This window comes from Streptomyces sp. NPDC041200, from assembly GCF_055591805.1.
The window spans coordinates 762,561-778,033 of sequence record NZ_JBVIZF010000003.1; the positions used below are offsets into that span (position 1 = coordinate 762,561).

Consider the following 15,473-nt stretch of genomic DNA (forward strand, 5'->3'; position numbering starts at 1 on the left):
TAAGGGCCGAAACCGTACTGCGTAAGGGGTTCCGGGCCACGTAGTTCGAATGAGGAAGACTTCCCTCGCCCATCGAGCGTCACACGACAACGGGCCCGGCGCCTCCCGCGCACCGGACCCGTTCGGTCATAGCCGTTTCCGGCCGCCTCACGCGTTACTTCTTGCCCTTGCTGTCGCCGCTGCCGCCGTCGTCGGAGGACAGCACAGCGATGAAGGCCTCCTGCGGCACCTCCACGCTGCCGACCATCTTCATCCGCTTCTTGCCTTCCTTCTGCTTCTCCAGCAGCTTCCGCTTACGGGAGATGTCACCGCCGTAACACTTGGCGAGGACGTCCTTGCGGATGGCGCGGACGGTCTCCCGGGCGATGACCCGGGAGCCGATGGCGGCCTGGATCGGCACCTCGAAGCTCTGCCGCGGGATCAGCTCGCGCAGCTTGGCGACCAGCCGGACGCCGTACGCGTACGCCTTGTCCTTGTGGGTGATCGCGGAGAAGGCGTCGACCTTGTCGCCGTGCAGCAGGATGTCGACCTTGACCAGGTCGGAGGCCTGCTCGCCGGTGGGCTCGTAGTCGAGCGAGGCGTAGCCGCGGGTCTTGGACTTCAGCTGGTCGAAGAAGTCGAAGACGACCTCGGCGAGCGGGAGCGTGTAGCGGATCTCGACCCGGTCCTCGGAGAGGTAGTCCATGCCGAGGAGCACGCCGCGGCGGTTCTGGCACAGCTCCATGATCGCGCCGATGAACTCGCTCGGGGCGAGGATCGTGCCCCGGACGACCGGCTCGTGCACCTTGTCGACCTTGCCCGCGGGGAACTCGCTGGGGTTGGTCACCGTGTGCTCGGCGCCGTCCTCCATGTCCACCCGGTAGACCACGTTGGGCGCGGTGGCGATCAGGTCGAGGTTGAACTCGCGCTCCAGGCGCTCGCGGATGACCTCCAGGTGCAGCAGCCCGAGGAAGCCGACCCGGAAGCCGAAGCCGAGGGCGGCGGACGTCTCCGGCTCGTAGACCAGCGCGGCGTCGTTGAGCTGGAGCTTGTCCAGGGCCTCGCGCAGCACCGGATAGTCCGAGCCGTCCAGCGGATACAGGCCCGAGAACACCATCGGCTTCGGGTCCTTGTAGCCGCCCAGCGGCTCCTCGGCGCCCTTGGTGAACTGGGTGATCGTGTCGCCGACCTTGGACTGGCGGACGTCCTTCACACCAGTGATCAGATAGCCCACCTCACCGACGGACAGCCCGTCGGAGGCGGTCATCTCGGGTGAGTTGGTGCCGATCTCCAGCAGCTCGTGGGCGGCGCCGGTGGACATCATCCTGATGCGCTCACGCTTGCTGAGCGTGCCGTCCACGACCTTCACGTACGTCACGACACCGCGGTACGCGTCATAGACGGAGTCGAAGATCATCGCGCGGGCGGGCGCGTCCTTGACCCCCACCGGCGGCGGGACCAGACGCACCACCGTGTCCAGCAGCTCGTCCACGCCCTCGCCGGTCTTGGCGGAGACCTTGAGTACGTCGGAGGGGTCGCAGCCGATGAGGTGCGCCAGCTCGGCGGCGAACTTCTCGGGCTGGGCGGCCGGGAGGTCGATCTTGTTGAGGACCGGGATGATCGTGAGGTCGTGCTCCATCGCCAGATAGAGGTTGGCGAGGGTCTGGGCCTCGATGCCCTGGGCCGCGTCGACCAGCAGGATGCAGCCCTCACAGGCCGCCAGCGAACGCGAGACCTCGTAGGTGAAGTCCACGTGGCCAGGGGTGTCGATCATGTTGAGCACATGGGTGACCGGCTGCGGCTTGCTCTGCTCCTCGGTCAGCGCCCAGGGCAGCCGGACCGCCTGGGACTTGATCGTGATGCCGCGCTCGCGCTCGATGTCCATGCGGTCGAGGTACTGCGCGCGCATCTGTCGCTGCTCGACCACACCGGTCAGCTGAAGCATGCGGTCGGCAAGCGTCGACTTGCCGTGGTCGATGTGCGCGATGATGCAGAAGTTACGGATCAGAGCCGGGTCGGTACGGCTCGGCTCCGGCACATTGGTAGGGGTCGCGGGCACGCAGCGTCCTGTGTCTAGGCGGGACTCGGTGTTCTCAGTTTCTCCATGGTCCCATGAACGCCGACCGCTTCCGGGTTTGGGAGGCCGCCAGCGCTGCTGGTAATCTGGCCGACTGTGTCTTACGCGCCCCTCTCGCGCGGGACGCGAACGCACGACAGACAGCGAAAACCATCGAACCTGCGAAGGCTCTTTCACGTGGCGAACATCAAGTCCCAGATCAAGCGGAACAAGACGAACGAGAAGGCGCGCCTGCGCAACAAGGCCGTCAAGTCCGAGCTGAAGACCGCTATCCGCCGGACCCGCGAGGCCGTGGCCGCCGGTGACGCCGAGAAGGCCACCGCCGCCGCCCGCGCCGCCGCGCGCAAGCTGGACAAGGCCGTCAGCAAGGGCGTGCTCCACAAGAACAACGCCGCCAACAAGAAGTCGGCGATCGCGCAGCAGATCTCCGGCCTCAAGGGCTGATCTTCCGGGCCACCCGCACGGGTGACCCACCGGGGCGACTCCTCGCCCCCACCCCACCGTGGGGAACATCCGAGCCCTCTACCTCGGATCACGGACAGCCTTCGTAGTACGCCACGCTACGTTCAATGCCCCCGGGCCCACTCCGGGGGCATTGCTGTATCCGGCAGTGCTATATCGGGATGGCCCCTGCGCAGCGGGGGGATTTTGGTCTTTCTGCGGGTATGTTCACGTCATGTCGATACCGGGGGAGACACCCAATCCGTACGGGCCGCCGCCGCAGCCACCTCAGCCGCCGCTCCCGCCTCAGCAGGCTCCTCAGTCGCAGCCGCATCCGCAGCTGCAGCCGTCGCCGCACGCCCCGGCGTACGCGCAGCCGACCATGCCCGGGGTGCCCGGGCCGCCCGGACCGCCCCCGGGGCCCTTGGGCGGCGGGTACGGGGCGTACGGCGCGCCTTCCCCGATACCGCCCGGGCCCGGTGGCGGGGGCGGTGCCGGGGGTGGAAAGGGCTGGCTGTGGGCCCTGGGCGGGGCCGTCGTCGCCTCGGCGGTCTGGGCGGGCGTGGTGTTCGCGACCGGAGGGTTCGGCGGTGAGCCGGATGCCGACCTCGCGGGCTACAGCTACACCAGCAATCTGTGCGCCTCCACGGACCTCGATGCCATCGAGGACGCCGGATACGAGCAGAAGGACTCCACCAGCTCGTCGAATCCGCGGCACAGCTCCTCGCGGGCCCCGGCCCTGGACTCGATGAGCTGCAGCGTCGACTTCGAGCCGACCGATGCGTCCACCAGCGACTACTCCTCGGAATGGCTCTCCACGACGGCCGGTCTGCACCGGAAGACCGACCCGGAACCGGAGTTCGAGGCCCAGTACCGGAGCTACGAGGACCAGCGGACCTCCAGCTCCACCTACAAGGTGAGCGAGGTGGACGACCTCGGCGACGAGGCGTACATCGTCACCCAGCAGAGCACCGGCAGCAGCGACACCGGGGCGTATGTGATCCTCGGCGTGCGGGAGGGCTGGATGACCTACCAGTCGACGTGGTCGGAGTACGTATCCAGCTCATCGAGCGCCGACGCCATGACGGCGCAGGAGGCCACCGAGATGCTCGAAAAGAGCGCCCGGGCGACCCTGGCGAAGATGAAGGAGTAGGGCGAACCGGGGACGGTCGGGTCTGCCTGCCCGGTCCGCCTGTCGGGTCTGCCGGAGCTACGAACGGCCCGCGCGGGCGGCACGGGCGATGGTGACGACGGCCTTCTCCAGGGCGTATTCCGGATCGTCCCCGCCGCCCTTGACACCCGCGTCGGCCTCGGCGACCGCGCGCAGCGCGACCGAGACCCCGTCCGCCGACCAGCCGCGCATCTGCTGCCGCACCCGGTCGATCTTCCAGGGCGGCATGCCCAGCTCACGGGCGAGATCACCGGGGCGGGCACCGCGCGGGGCGGAGGCCAGCTTGCCGATGGCGCGGACGCCCTGGGCCAGGGCGCTGGTGATCAGCACGGGGGCCACCCCCGTGGCCATGGCCCAGCGCAGCGCCTCCAGCGCCTCGGCCGCCCGCCCCTCGACTGCACGGTCGGCGACGGTGAAGCTGGACGCCTCGGCCCGGCCCGTGTAGTAGCGGCCGACGATGGCCTCGTCGATCGTGCCCTCGACATCGGCTGAGAGCTGGGACACCGCGCTGGCCAGCTCGCGCAGATCGCTCCCGATGGCGTCCACCAGCGCCTGGCAGGCCTCCGGTGTCGCGGACCGGCCGCCGGTGCGGAACTCCGACCGGACGAACGCCAGCCGGTCGGCGGGCTTGGTCATCTTCGGGCACGCGACCTCGCGCGCCCCGGCCTTGCGGGCGGCGTCGAGCAGCCCCTTGCCCTTGGCGCCACCGGCGTGCAGCAGCACCAGGGTGATCTCCTCGGCGGGGGAGCCGAGGTAGCCCTTCACATCCTTGATCGTGTCGGCCGACAGATCCTGTGCGTTGCGCACCACCACGACCTTGCGCTCCGCGAAGAGCGACGGGCTGGTCAGCTCGGCGAGGGTACCGGGCTGCAGCGCGTCGGGCGTGAGGTCGCGCACATCGGTGTCGGGGTCGGCGGCGCGGGCGGCCGCCACCACCTGCTGCACGGCGCGGTCGAGCAGCAGATCCTCCTGGCCCACGGCAAGGGTCACCGGGGCGAGGGGGTCGTCGGATGTCGTCTTCCTGGCCATCGCGGTCCAGCATCCCACGGACCGCCGACAGCCCGGTCTTCCGTGCCGTCCGGGCCTTCCGTATGCCCGACAATGTTCCGGTGATGGATGGAGGACTGAACGGCGTACGCCATGTGCTGGTACTGCCCGAACGCGACGCGGCCGAGGAGGTGGCCGAGGCGCTGCCCGGGCGCTTCGGCATCGCGGAGGAACCCCAGCTGGTGCGCGACGCCCTGGCAGGTGAGGACGACGCCGAGGACGCCCAGTGGCTGGTGGTCGTCGAGGACCCGGCCGCGCGGCTGGACCCGGCCGCGCTGGACGCCTTCGCCGAGGAGTACGAGGGCTGGCTGGAGACCGACTGACCGCCGGGCCGCCGCCCCTGAAGCGGCCGCTCTCCTGAAGCGGCCGCCGTCTTGAAGCAGCCACCGTCTGAAGCGGCCGCCGTCTTGAAGCGGCCGCCGTCCGCTGCCCGCCCCGTCCGCTACCCGGTGACCAGCGCCAGCGCGAAGCCGTCGTACCCCTTCTCGCCGACTGTCTGCACCGCCGTCGCCGTCAGCCGGGGCTCACGCGCGATCAGCTCCGTGAAGCGCCGTACGCCCTGGACGCGGGGGTCCGTGCTGGCGGGGTCGGCCACCGCCCCGTCCCGCACCACGTTGTCCCCGATGATGAGGCTGCCGGGCCGGGTGAGCCGCAGCGCCCAAGCGAGGTAGTCGGGGTTGCCGGGCTTGTCGGCGTCGATGAAGACCACGTCGAAGGGGCCGTACCCCTCCTCGGCCAGCCGGGGCAGCGACTCCAGCGCTTTGCCGGTACGGATCTCGACGACCTCGCCCAGCCCTGCCCGCTCCACATTGGCCCGCGCCACCTCAGCGCACCGGGAATCAGCCTCCAGGGACACCAGCCGCCCGCCCTCGGGTAGCGCCCTGGCCAGCCAGATCGTGCTGTACCCGCCCAGGGTGCCGATCTCCAGGACGGTGCGCGCCCCCTGGATCCGGGCCAGCAGATGCAGCAGCTTTCCCTGGTTGGGTGCCACCTGATGCGGCGGCAGCCCGGCGGCCGCGCTGTGCTCCAGCGCGGCGTCCAGGGCCGGATCCGACGGTGCCAGAAGGCCGTTGAAGTAGTCATCGACCCTGGTCCACTGTGCGAGCGACATGAACGAGCTTCCTTTCGGAACGGGTTGAGTCCGCCCCTGGAACCTACGGGCATCCGGCTCCCCCTGCTCCCTTCTCTCCCTCTGCTCCTTCTTCTCCCACCGGCCACCGCCCGCAGCCGCGGACCGGTCACCGCGATCGGCCCGTCCCGGTCGGTCCGCAGCACGGCGGCACCCCGGGTTTCCAGGGCCGCGACGGTACGGGGTGATGGATGTCCATAGGGATTGTCCGCGCCGCAGGAGATCAAGGCGATCCGCGGGCGCAGCCGGTGGATCAGCCGCGGGTCCTGGTAGGCCGAACCGTGGTGGGCGACCTTGAGCACGTCCACCGGGGGCAGCGCCGGATGCGCCGTCAGCAGCGCCTGCTGGGCGGGCGGTTCCAGATCGCCGAGGAGCAGCAGGGTCAGGCCCGCCGTACGGACCAGCAGGGTCACACTCGCGTCATTCGGCCCCTCCTGTGCCGGGTCTGCGACCCGGGTGGCAGGCGGGAGGGCAGTCGGGGTGGCGGGGCCCGGCCACAGGACCTCCCAGGACAGCGGGCCCGACCGGCGCCGCTCCCCCGGCATGGCCGTCACCACGGGCACCCGCGCCGCCGCGGCCAGGCGCCGCACGGCCGCGGCCTGGCCGGGCGGTTCCGCCAGGCCGGTCGTCTCGATCGCCCCCACCGAGCGGCCGCGCAGCACCCCCGGTAACCCGGCCACGTGGTCGGCGTGAAAGTGAGTGAGGACGAGCAGCGGGACGCGGACCACGCCCAGCGTCCGCAGACAGCGGTCGACGGCCCGTGGCTCGGGACCGGCGTCCACGACGACGGCCGTGCCGGGGCCCGCCGCCAGGACCAGGGCATCCCCCTGGCCCACGTCGCAGGCCACCATGCGCCAACCGGGCGGCGGCCAGCCGGTGATGACTCGGGTCAGTGGCGCCGGACGGACCACCGCGAGCAGCAGGAGCAGCGCGCAGACCGCCCATAGCCACCGGTGCCGGAGCAGGTGGCGCCCCAGGAGGACCGCGATCAGGGTGACGGCTGCCAGCAGCAGCCCACCGGGCCAGCCGCCCGGCCAGCCCGCCTCCGCTCCGGGCAGCCCCGCGCCGGTCCGGGCCACTTCGGCGATCCACTCGGCAGGCCAGCCCGCGGGCCAGGCGATCCACCGGGCGACCGGAAGCGCGAACGGGGCCACCGCGAGCGCGGCGGAGCCGATGATCATGGCGGGCCCCACCGCCAGCTCGGCGAAAAGATTGCAGGGGATCGCCACCAAGCTCACCCGCGCGGCCATCATCACCACCACCGGGGCGCACACCGCTTGCGCCGCGGCGGCTGCCGCCAGCATCTCGGCGGGCCGCGGTGGCACTCCACGACGCCGCAGGGCAGCGCTCCATCCCGGCGCGAAGGTGAGCAGCGCGCCGGTGGCCAGGACGGACAGCAGGAACCCATAGCTCCGGGCCAGCCACGGGTCGTACAGCAGCAGCGCGAGGACCGCGGCGGCCAGGGCCGGGAGCAGGGAGCGGCGGCGCCCGGTGCCGATGGCCAGCAGCGTGATCAGGCCGCACGCCGCCGCCCGCAGCACACTGGGGTCTGGTCTGCAGACGATCACGAAGCCGAGGGTGAGCCCGCCGCCGAGCAGGGCCGTCGTCCGGAGCCGTATGCCGAGGGCCGCGGCCAGCCCGCGGCGCTCGGCCCGCGCGGCGAGGTGGGGAGGGCCGGTCAACAGCGCCAGCAGCAGCGTGAGGTTGCTCCCGGAGACGGCCAGCAGATGCGTCATGTCCGTGGCCCGGAACGCCTCGTCGAGGTCCGGCGGGACCCGTGAGGTGTCCCCCACGACCAGCCCCGGCAGCAGTGCCCGCGCGTCCGGGGACAGCTCATCAGTCGCCGTCCGCAGCCCGGCGCGCAACCGGCCCGCCAGCCGCTGGACCGCGCTGGGCGCCCCGATGACGCGCGGCGGCCCGCCGCCACCGCGCACCACCGCCGCGACCCGGTCCCCGTCGCGCAGCGGTGGCGCCAGACGGCCGTGCACCCGCAGCCGCGTGGACGGCAGCAGCCGCAGCCACGCCGCGCGCTGCCGAGCCTCCGGGCGGACTGTCACCAGCACCGGGGCCCGGGTGTCCGTCGTCGTGCCGTCAGGCCCGGTGATCCTGGTGGCCTCCGCCTCGACCACCACCGACACGGGCGCGAGCGCGGCCCCGCGCACCCGGGGGCGGCTGAGCCTCGGGTCGCGCGTGACCGTCACCTCGGCCGTCGCCTCGGCGAACTCCCCGGCCAGCGCCGGGACCGGTCCGCGTCGCACATCCGCCGCGTGCAGCGCGGCGACCGCCCCCGCCGTGGCCCCGCACAGCAAGACCGCCGCCACGGCCCCCGCCGTCCGCCGCCGGATCCGTCCCATGGCGGCCCGGCGCCGCCGGGTCACATACAGCAGGACGGCTGCCGCCAGTAAGGCTCCCGCGCAGATCATGGCCACCGTGCCGCTCGGAGCGCCCAAGGCGATCGCTGCCGCGGCCGAGGCCGCCAGCGCGGGCGGCACCAGGCGGAGGTCCGCCGGGCCCTCCTGGCGGGGATCGGACGCCCCGCGCGGTGAGGCGGCAGCCGCGTGGACCGCGACGCGGGTGCGGGTGGGTGGTACGGACGTCATGGCTGAACCAGCGGGCGGAGATCGGCGAACCTGCGGTCGCCGATGCCGTTGACCTCGCGGAGTTCGTCGATGGAACGGAATCCGCCGTGCTGGGTGCGGTAGTCGAGGATGTGCCGGGCCAGGACCGGGCCGACGCCCGGCAGGGTGTCGAGCTGTTCCGCGGTCGCCGCGTTGAGGCTGATCACCCCACCGGCCGGTGCGCCGGGCCCGGGCCCTGGGCCGGGCGCCGGGCCGGTGGGGGCGGGGTCCGCCGGGGCCTGGTGCGCCGGGGCGCCGACCACGATCTGCTCACCGTCCACCAGGGGCCGGGCGCGGTTCAGTCCGCTCGTGTCCGCGCCCGGCCGCGCTCCGCCCGCCGCCTTGATCGCGTCGGCGACCCGCGCCCCGGACGGGAGTTGGCGCAGCCCCGGACGGCGGACCTTGCCCGTCACATCGACCACGACCGACCGTCCGCCGCCCGTCCCGGCGGCTGGACGCGCTCCGTCCGTCGGCCCGGGACTGACGGCCGCCGCACGCGCGGGTTCGGGCTCGGGCGGCCGCACGGTCTGAGGGCGGCCGCTCCAGAAGTGGTAGACCGCGAAGACCGCCGCGACGACGAGGGCGACCGCGAGCGCGGCAACGGTCCGTAACTCCATGCCGCAGCGCAGCTGAAGCCACAGCGGGAGGCGTTCGCGCAGCGCCAGCCACATCCGTTCGCGGCGGCGAAGCGCCGAGCCGGACCGGCGGCCGGTCTCCTCCTCGGGGACTTCCTCGTCCCCGGCGTCCGGCACGGCCCAACGCGGCACGCGCCGCCGGGCCTCGCTGCCAGACTCCGGTCCCGATGGCCCGCCCAGGTCGTCGGCGGAGCCGACACCCACTCCCAACGCGGGCCCCGGCTCCGGGGCCACGCCCGGATCGGAGGCCGCTGCCGAACCCCGGATGGACGCCCGGCCCGGCTCCGGGGCCACGCCCGAACCGGGTGCCGGATTCGGAGCGGAGACCGAAACCGAGGCAGCCGCCGGGCCCCGATCAGCGGCCCGGTCCCGAGCCAGCACCGGGCCCGGAGCGGGGCTCGGGCTTCGGGACGGTGCCGGAACCGGCACGGTCCCCCGGCTCGGAGCAGGCACCGCACCCTCGGCAGCCGCCCGCCTCGCAGCAAATGCCGCCCCCAGGTCCGACACCCCACCCGCGCCCAAGGCCGCCCCTGAGCCGGGTGCCCGGCCAGGAGCGCGCACCTGTACCGCGGCAGGCGCCGAGCGCCGAGCGGAGACCGGCCCCGAAGCACGGTCCGGAGCCGATGCGGGCACCGGCCCCGGAGCGGAAGTCGGGCTGGCGGCGAGCACCGGGACCGGCACAGGCCGCTGCCTCGGAGCCGACACCGAACTTTGAGCAGGTGCACGCCCCGGCGAGGACACCGCCCCCAGGCCCGACGCCCCGCCCAAGGCCGGTCTTGCGCCCGGTGCCGGGAGCAGATCCTGTGCCTGGCCAGAGACGGGCACCGCCCCCAAAGCGGAGGCCGGAACCGGAGTACGGTACGCCTCCGAAACGGGCTCCCGGCCCAGGAGAGATGCCGTCCCTGGGGCGGACACCCCGCCCGAGACCGAGGCCGACCCTGAGCCGGGCGCCCGGCCCATCCCTGGCGCCTGGTCCCGGCCGAGCGCCTGGCTCGGAACAGATGCCTGACCAGGGGCGGAAGCCAGAATCGGGGACCTGGTCGAGGTCCGAGCGGGCGCCGGGGCCGAAGCGGACCCCAGTCCCGGAATGGGGGCTGGGCGTGCGGCGGGCGCCGGAGCCGAAGCGGGCCCCGGGCCAGGAGTAGAGGCCCGCCCCCAGACGGAAACCGGGCCGCGAGCAGGAGCAGGACCCTGAGCAGGCACCGGGCCGCGAGCAGGAGCAGGACCCTGAGCAGGCACCGGGCCGCGAGCAGAGGCCCGACCCCAGGCAGGCACCGGGTCTGGAGCAGAGGCCGGGCTCCGAGCGGGGGGTGGGGTCGGGGTCGGTTGTGTGGTCGGGGTGGGTGGGTTCTGCGTGGCGGGGGGTGTTGAGGGGTTTGGGCTTCGGATGGGTGGGGTGGGGAAGAGGGCCGCCGCGCGGGCGTGGCGGCGTGGTGGGGCCGGGCAACGGGGGGCCGTGAGGCGGCGGTGGGAACGGGTCTCGCGGTGGCGGCCGCGGTCCGGGCGGGCGGTAACTGTGTGTGATCGGGTCCTCATGCCACCCGACGGTAGGCACATGCGCCCGATCCCGCTGAGCGGTCCCGGTTTTCGGGGATAACCCGCACTTTGTGGAAAAGTCCGTCACCCGGACGAGTCCGCTATCGCGGGGAGACCACCGCGCCCAGCAGGCCCGGTCCGGTGTGCGCCCCGATCACCGCGCCCACCTCGCTCACGTACAGCTCCACGAGCCCCGGTACCCGCTCCCGCAGCCGCTCCGCGAGGGCGGTCGCGCGCTCGGCCGCCGCGAGGTGCTGGACGGCGATGTCCACCGGGCTCCGGCCCGCCCGCTCCACCACGATCTCCTCGAGCCGGGCGATGGCCTTGGAGGCGGTGCGGACCTTCTCCCGCAGTTCGATCCGGCCCTCGTCGACCTGGAGCAGCGGTTTGACCGCGAGCGCGGAGCCGAGGAGGGCCTGCGCCGCGCCGATGCGGCCGCCGCGGCGCAGATAGTCGAGGGTGTCGACGTAGAAGTAGGCGGCGGTGCCGTCGGCCCGCTTCTGGGCCGCCGCGACGGCCTCGTCCAGCGTGCCGCCGCCCTCCGCGGCCTCGGCCGCCGCCAGGGCGCAGAAGCCGAGCGCCATCGCGACCATGCCGCTGTCCACCACCCGCACCGGTACGGGCGCGTCCTGTGCGGCGAGCACGGCCGCGTCGTAGGTGCCGGAGATCTCGGCGGACAGGTGCAGCGAGACGATGCCGGTCGCGCCCTCCGCCGCGGCCGCGCGGTAGGCGTCCGCGAAGGTCTCCGGGCTGGGCCGGGACGTGGTCACCGGCTTGCGCTTCTGCAGGGCCTCCGCGAGCGACAGGGCCGAGATCTCGGTCCCTTCCTCCAGCGCCTGGTCTCCGAGCACCACCGTCAGCGGCACAGTGGTGATGCGATGCCGCTCCATCGCCTCCTGCGGCAGGTAAGCCGTTGAATCGGTCACGATCGCGACATGGCGGGACATGACAGGGAGATTATCCGGGGAGGCCCCGGGCCGACAGCGCGACCCCACCGACGATCACCGACCCTACCGGTAAGTCCGTGTTCAGGCGGTGTTCTCGGGGCGGGCTGATTTCTGCCAGGAGTACGGCTGCGGCCGGGGCGCGGTCCCCAGGGAGGGCGGTTCCTTGCGGGGCGATTCCTGCCGAGACGGCTCCTGCCGAGACGGTTCCTGCCGAGACGATTCCCGCCGGGACGCGGGCTCGCCCACGGGCTTCGGCGCCGCCACGGGCCCCGGCTCCGGCTCTGTCACCGTCCAGTGCCGCAGCGCCCCCGCCTCCATCTCGATCTCGCGTCCCAGCGCGTCCAGCTCGTCGTGGGCGAACCGCTGGGCCCGCTCCCGCACGGCCCACCGCAGCGAGTCCGCGGAGTGCGTGATCCGCTCCGTACGCTCCCGCAGCTCCGGGAGCAGGGCGGCGAGGCGGGTCCGGTCGGGCTCCCGCTCCAGCCGCTTCAGGTCGTCGTCCAGCTCGCGGCCGTGCTCGCTGAGCCGCCGGAACAGGTCCAACGACTCCGCCACGGAGCGGTCTTGGCCCGCCACCGCCTGCAGCGCCTGCTCGGTGGCGGACATCGACGACCGCAGCGACAGCCGCAGCTCGGCCAGCTCACCTGCCGCGCCCGGCCGGGCGAACTGGCGGGCCCGGAGCCGGGTGTCCTCGACCGTGCGGCGGGCCTGGTCCACGGTGCGGTCGAGGCCGCGCTTGGCCGTCCTGACCACCCGCACGGTGACATACGCACCGGTCACCATGAACATGACGAAAAGCAGCAACAGGATCCAGATGGCTTCCATGTGCGCTCCTTCGGGCGGCGGTCACCGCGGTGGCAGCTGTCCTCCCAGCGTAAACGGACCGGGCGGGCCGAGGGTTCCTGACGAACCCCCAGCCCGCCCCTACGGGTATCCCCTGAGCGGTCAGGCCGGGACGATGTTCACCAGCTTCGGCGCCCGCACGATCACCTTCCGGATGCCCGCGCCGTTCAGCGCGGCGACCACCGCCGGGTCGCCCAGGGCCAGCGCCTCCAGCTCCTCGTCGGAGACCGACGGGGAGACCTCCAGCCGGGCCTTGACCTTGCCCTTGATCTGCACCACGCAGGTCACCGTCTCGTCCACGACGTACGCCGGGTCGGCGACCGGGAAGGGCTCGTGGACGACCGACGTGTCGTGGCCCAGCTTGCGCCACAGCTCCTCGGCGATGTGCGGGGCCAGCGGCGCGATCAGCAGCACCATCGGCTCGGCGACCGAGCGCGGCACCTCGCGCACCTTGGTGACGTGGTTGTTCAGCTCGGTGATCTTGGCGATGGCGGTGTTGAACCGCAGCCCCACCATGTCCTGCCGGACCCCGTCGATCGCCTTGTGCAGGGCACGCAGCGTGTCCTCGTCGGGCTCCGCGTCGACGACGGCGACCTCGCCCGTGGCCTCGTCCACGACGTTCCGCCACAGCCGCTGCAGCAGCCGGTACTGACCGACGACCGCGCGGGTGTCCCAGGGGCGCGAGACGTCCAGCGGGCCCATGGCCATCTCGTACAGGCGCAGCGTGTCCGCCCCGTACTCGGCGCAGATCTCGTCCGGGGTGACGGCGTTCTTCAGGGACTTGCCCATCTTGCCCAGCAGACGGGTGACCTTCTCGCCCTGGTACCAGTACGCCCCGTCGCGCTCCTCGACCTCGGCGGCCGGGACGGCGATGCCGCGGCTGTCCCGGTAGACGTAGGCCTGGATCATGCCCTGGTTGTACAGCTTGTGGAACGGCTCGGCCGACGAGACGTGGCCCAGGTCGAACAGCACCTTGGACCAGAACCGGGCGTACAGCAGGTGCAGCACCGCGTGCTCGGCGCCGCCGACGTACAGGTCGACACCGCCGTGCGGCTGGCCGTCGCTCGGGCCCATCCAGTAGCGCTCGGTGCCGGGGTCGACCAGCCGCTCGCCGTTGTGCGGGTCCAGGTAGCGCAGCTCGTACCAGCAGGAGCCCGCCCAGTTGGGCATGGTGTTGGTCTCGCGGCGGTACGGCCGCGGGCCGCGCCCGTCGCCCAGGTCCAGCTCCACGTGGACCCACTCCTCGTTCCGGGACAGCGGGGTCTCCGGGGAGGTGTCGGCGTCGTCCGGGTCGAAGGTGCGCGGCGAGTAGTCCTCGACCTCGGGCAGCTCCAGCGGCAGCATCGACTCGGGCAGCGGGTGGGCCACGCCGTCCTCGTCGTAGACGATCGGGAAGGGCTCGCCCCAGTAGCGCTGGCGGCTGAACAGCCAGTCACGCAGCCGGAAGTTGACGGTGCCCTCACCGATGGAGCGGGCCTCCAGCCACTCGGTGATCCGGGCCTTGGCCTCGGTCACGCCCAGGCCGTCCAGCGAGACCCCGTCACCCGCCGAGTTGACGATCTTGGCGTCGTACGAGCCGAACGCGTCGTCCCAGGTCGACGGGTCGGTGCCGCGATCGTCGGAGGGCTCGACGACGCAGCGCATCGGCAGCTCGAAGGCGCGGGCGAAGGCGAAGTCACGGCCGTCGTGCGCCGGGACGGCCATGATCGCGCCGGTGCCGTAGCCCATCAGCACATAGTCGGCGATGAAGACCGGCACCCGGTCTCCGCTGACCGGGTTGACCGCGTACGCACCGGTGAAGACGCCGGTCTTGTCCTTGGCCTCGGCCTGCCGCTCGACGTCCGACTTGGCCGCGGCCTGCTTGCGGTACGCGTCGACGGCCTGGGCGGGGGTGGCGTGGCCGCCGGTCCACACGTCGTGGGTGCCCTCGGGCCAGGCGGCCGGGACGATGGAGTCGACCAGGTCGTGCTCGGGCGCCAGCACCATGTAGGTCGCGCCGAACAGGGTGTCCTGGCGGGTGGTGAAGACCGTGATCTTCGCGTCGGCGTGGTCCTGCACCGGGAAGTCGACCCGGGCGCCCTCGCTGCGGCCGATCCAGTTGCGCTGCTGCAGCTTGATGGCCTCGGGCCAGTCCAGCGCGTCCAGGTCGTTCAGCAGCCGGTCCGCGTAGGCGGTGATCCGCATGTTCCACTGGCGCAGCTTGGCCTTGAAGACCGGGAAGTTGCCGCGCTCGGAGCGGCCGTCGGCGGTGACCTCCTCGTTGGCCAGCACGGTGCCCAGGCCGGGGCACCAGTTGACGGGCGCGTCCGAGGCGTACGCCAGGCGGTAGCCGCCCAGGACGTCCGCCCGCTCGGCCTCGGTCAGCCCGTCCCAGGGGCGCCCGTCGGGGGTGGCGCGCTCACCGGAGGCGAACTGCTCGACCAGGGTGTCGATCGGGCGTGCGGTCTCCGCCTCCGGGTCGTACCAGGAATTGAAGATCTGCAGGAAGATCCACTGGGTCCACTTGTAGTAGTCCGGGTCGATCGTGGCGAAGGAGCGGCGCGGGTCGTGGCCCAGGCCCAGCTGTCGCAGCTGGCGCCGCATGTTGACGATGTTGGCGTCGGTGCTGACCCGGGGGTGGGTGCCGGTCTGCACCGCGTACTGCTCGGCGGGCAGGCCGAAGGCGTCGAAGCCCAGGGTGTGCAGGACGTTGTGGCCCGTCATGCGGTGGTAGCGGGCGTACACATCGGTGGCGATGTAGCCCAGCGGATGGCCCACGTGCAGCCCCGCACCCGAGGGGTACGGGAACATGTCCATGACGAACTTCTTCGGCCGGGCGACGACATCGGCGTCACCGGTCAGGTCGCCGCCCGGGTTGGGAGCGTTGTACGTGCCGTTCGCGTCCCAGAAGTCCTGCCAGCGGGCCTCGATGTCAGCGGCCAGCGCGGCCGTGTAGCGGTGCGGCGCGGCCACCTCGGCTGCGGCATTGGTCTCGCTCATGATCCTCAAAGCTCCATTGGTCGTCTCTGCCCGCGGTACAGGCCGATTCCCTCTTGTCCGTGAAACAAAAA

The 15,473-nt window shown here is 72.5% G+C and carries 10 protein-coding genes and 1 pseudogene; 3 read left to right on the forward strand and 8 right to left on the reverse strand.

The window, feature by feature from the left end; genetic code table 11:
- Positions 1 to 154 precede the first annotated feature (154 nt).
- Positions 155 to 2,038: a translation elongation factor 4 gene (lepA, locus tag ACZ6CL_RS13245; RefSeq protein WP_468935060.1), complete on the reverse strand. Its 1,884-nt coding sequence runs from the start codon at positions 2,036 to 2,038 to the stop codon at positions 155 to 157.
- A 195-nt stretch (positions 2,039 to 2,233) separates the two neighbouring features.
- On the opposite strand from lepA, the gene rpsT reads away from it, so the two are divergent.
- A complete protein-coding gene (rpsT, locus tag ACZ6CL_RS13250; RefSeq protein ID WP_468935062.1) occupies positions 2,234 to 2,500 on the forward strand; it encodes a 30S ribosomal protein S20 in 267 nt (88 codons plus the stop codon).
- A gap of 232 nt (positions 2,501 to 2,732) precedes the next feature.
- Positions 2,733 to 3,650 (forward strand): hypothetical protein, encoded by a 918-nt coding sequence (locus tag ACZ6CL_RS13255; protein WP_468935065.1) that lies wholly within the window; start codon positions 2,733 to 2,735, stop codon positions 3,648 to 3,650.
- Between the two features lie 57 nt (positions 3,651 to 3,707).
- Here the strand turns inward: ACZ6CL_RS13255 and holA are convergent, their stop codons facing one another.
- Positions 3,708 to 4,697, reverse strand: coding sequence for a DNA polymerase III subunit delta (gene holA, locus ACZ6CL_RS13260; RefSeq protein ID WP_468935068.1), 990 nt, complete (start codon positions 4,695 to 4,697; stop codon positions 3,708 to 3,710).
- Positions 4,698 to 4,792: 95 nt separating this feature from the next.
- On the opposite strand from holA, the gene ACZ6CL_RS13265 reads away from it, so the two are divergent.
- On the forward strand, positions 4,793 to 5,038 hold the full coding sequence (locus ACZ6CL_RS13265) for a hypothetical protein (RefSeq protein WP_468935232.1): 246 nt from the start codon (positions 4,793 to 4,795) through the stop codon (positions 5,036 to 5,038).
- 119 nt (positions 5,039 to 5,157) lie between these two features.
- On the opposite strand, the gene ACZ6CL_RS13270 is transcribed toward ACZ6CL_RS13265, so the two are convergent.
- The 6 genes and pseudogenes from ACZ6CL_RS13270 to leuS all read right to left on the reverse strand — a co-directional run bounded on the left by ACZ6CL_RS13270 (position 5,158) and on the right by leuS (position 15,402).
- Positions 5,158 to 5,826, reverse strand: a complete 669-nt coding sequence (locus tag ACZ6CL_RS13270) for an O-methyltransferase (RefSeq protein ID WP_468935234.1) — start codon at positions 5,824 to 5,826, stop codon at positions 5,158 to 5,160.
- Positions 5,827 to 5,921: 95 nt separating this feature from the next.
- Positions 5,922 to 8,444, reverse strand: a pseudogene (locus tag ACZ6CL_RS13275) (ComEC/Rec2 family competence protein); the annotation flags it as partial.
- Positions 8,441 to 9,331, reverse strand: coding sequence for a ComEA family DNA-binding protein (locus ACZ6CL_RS13280; RefSeq protein WP_468935071.1), 891 nt, complete (start codon positions 9,329 to 9,331; stop codon positions 8,441 to 8,443). The gene ACZ6CL_RS13280 and the pseudogene ACZ6CL_RS13275, both read right to left, overlap by 4 nt.
- A gap of 1,403 nt (positions 9,332 to 10,734) precedes the next feature.
- Positions 10,735 to 11,580: a DegV family protein gene (locus ACZ6CL_RS13285; protein ID WP_468935073.1), complete on the reverse strand. Its 846-nt coding sequence runs from the start codon at positions 11,578 to 11,580 to the stop codon at positions 10,735 to 10,737.
- 81 nt (positions 11,581 to 11,661) lie between these two features.
- Positions 11,662 to 12,405 (reverse strand): hypothetical protein, encoded by a 744-nt coding sequence (locus ACZ6CL_RS13290; RefSeq protein WP_468935076.1) that lies wholly within the window; start codon positions 12,403 to 12,405, stop codon positions 11,662 to 11,664.
- A gap of 120 nt (positions 12,406 to 12,525) precedes the next feature.
- A complete protein-coding gene (leuS, locus tag ACZ6CL_RS13295) occupies positions 12,526 to 15,402 on the reverse strand; it encodes a leucine--tRNA ligase (RefSeq protein WP_468935078.1) in 2,877 nt (958 codons plus the stop codon).
- Positions 15,403 to 15,473 lie beyond the last annotated feature (71 nt).

Bases quoted from the DNA above. Each gene is read 5' to 3' on its own strand.
- ACZ6CL_RS13255 (WP_468935065.1), top strand. From the start codon at position 2,733: ATGTCGATACCGGGGGAGACACCCAATCCGTACGGGCCGCCGCCGCAG.
- holA (WP_468935068.1), bottom strand. From the start codon at position 4,697: ATGGCCAGGAAGACGACATCCGACGACCCCCTCGCCCCGGTGACCCTT.
- ACZ6CL_RS13270 (WP_468935234.1), bottom strand. From the start codon at position 5,826: ATGTCGCTCGCACAGTGGACCAGGGTCGATGACTACTTCAACGGCCTT.
- ACZ6CL_RS13285 (WP_468935073.1), bottom strand. From the start codon at position 11,580: ATGTCCCGCCATGTCGCGATCGTGACCGATTCAACGGCTTACCTGCCG.
- ACZ6CL_RS13290 (WP_468935076.1), bottom strand. From the start codon at position 12,405: ATGGAAGCCATCTGGATCCTGTTGCTGCTTTTCGTCATGTTCATGGTG.
- leuS (WP_468935078.1), bottom strand. From the start codon at position 15,402: ATGAGCGAGACCAATGCCGCAGCCGAGGTGGCCGCGCCGCACCGCTAC.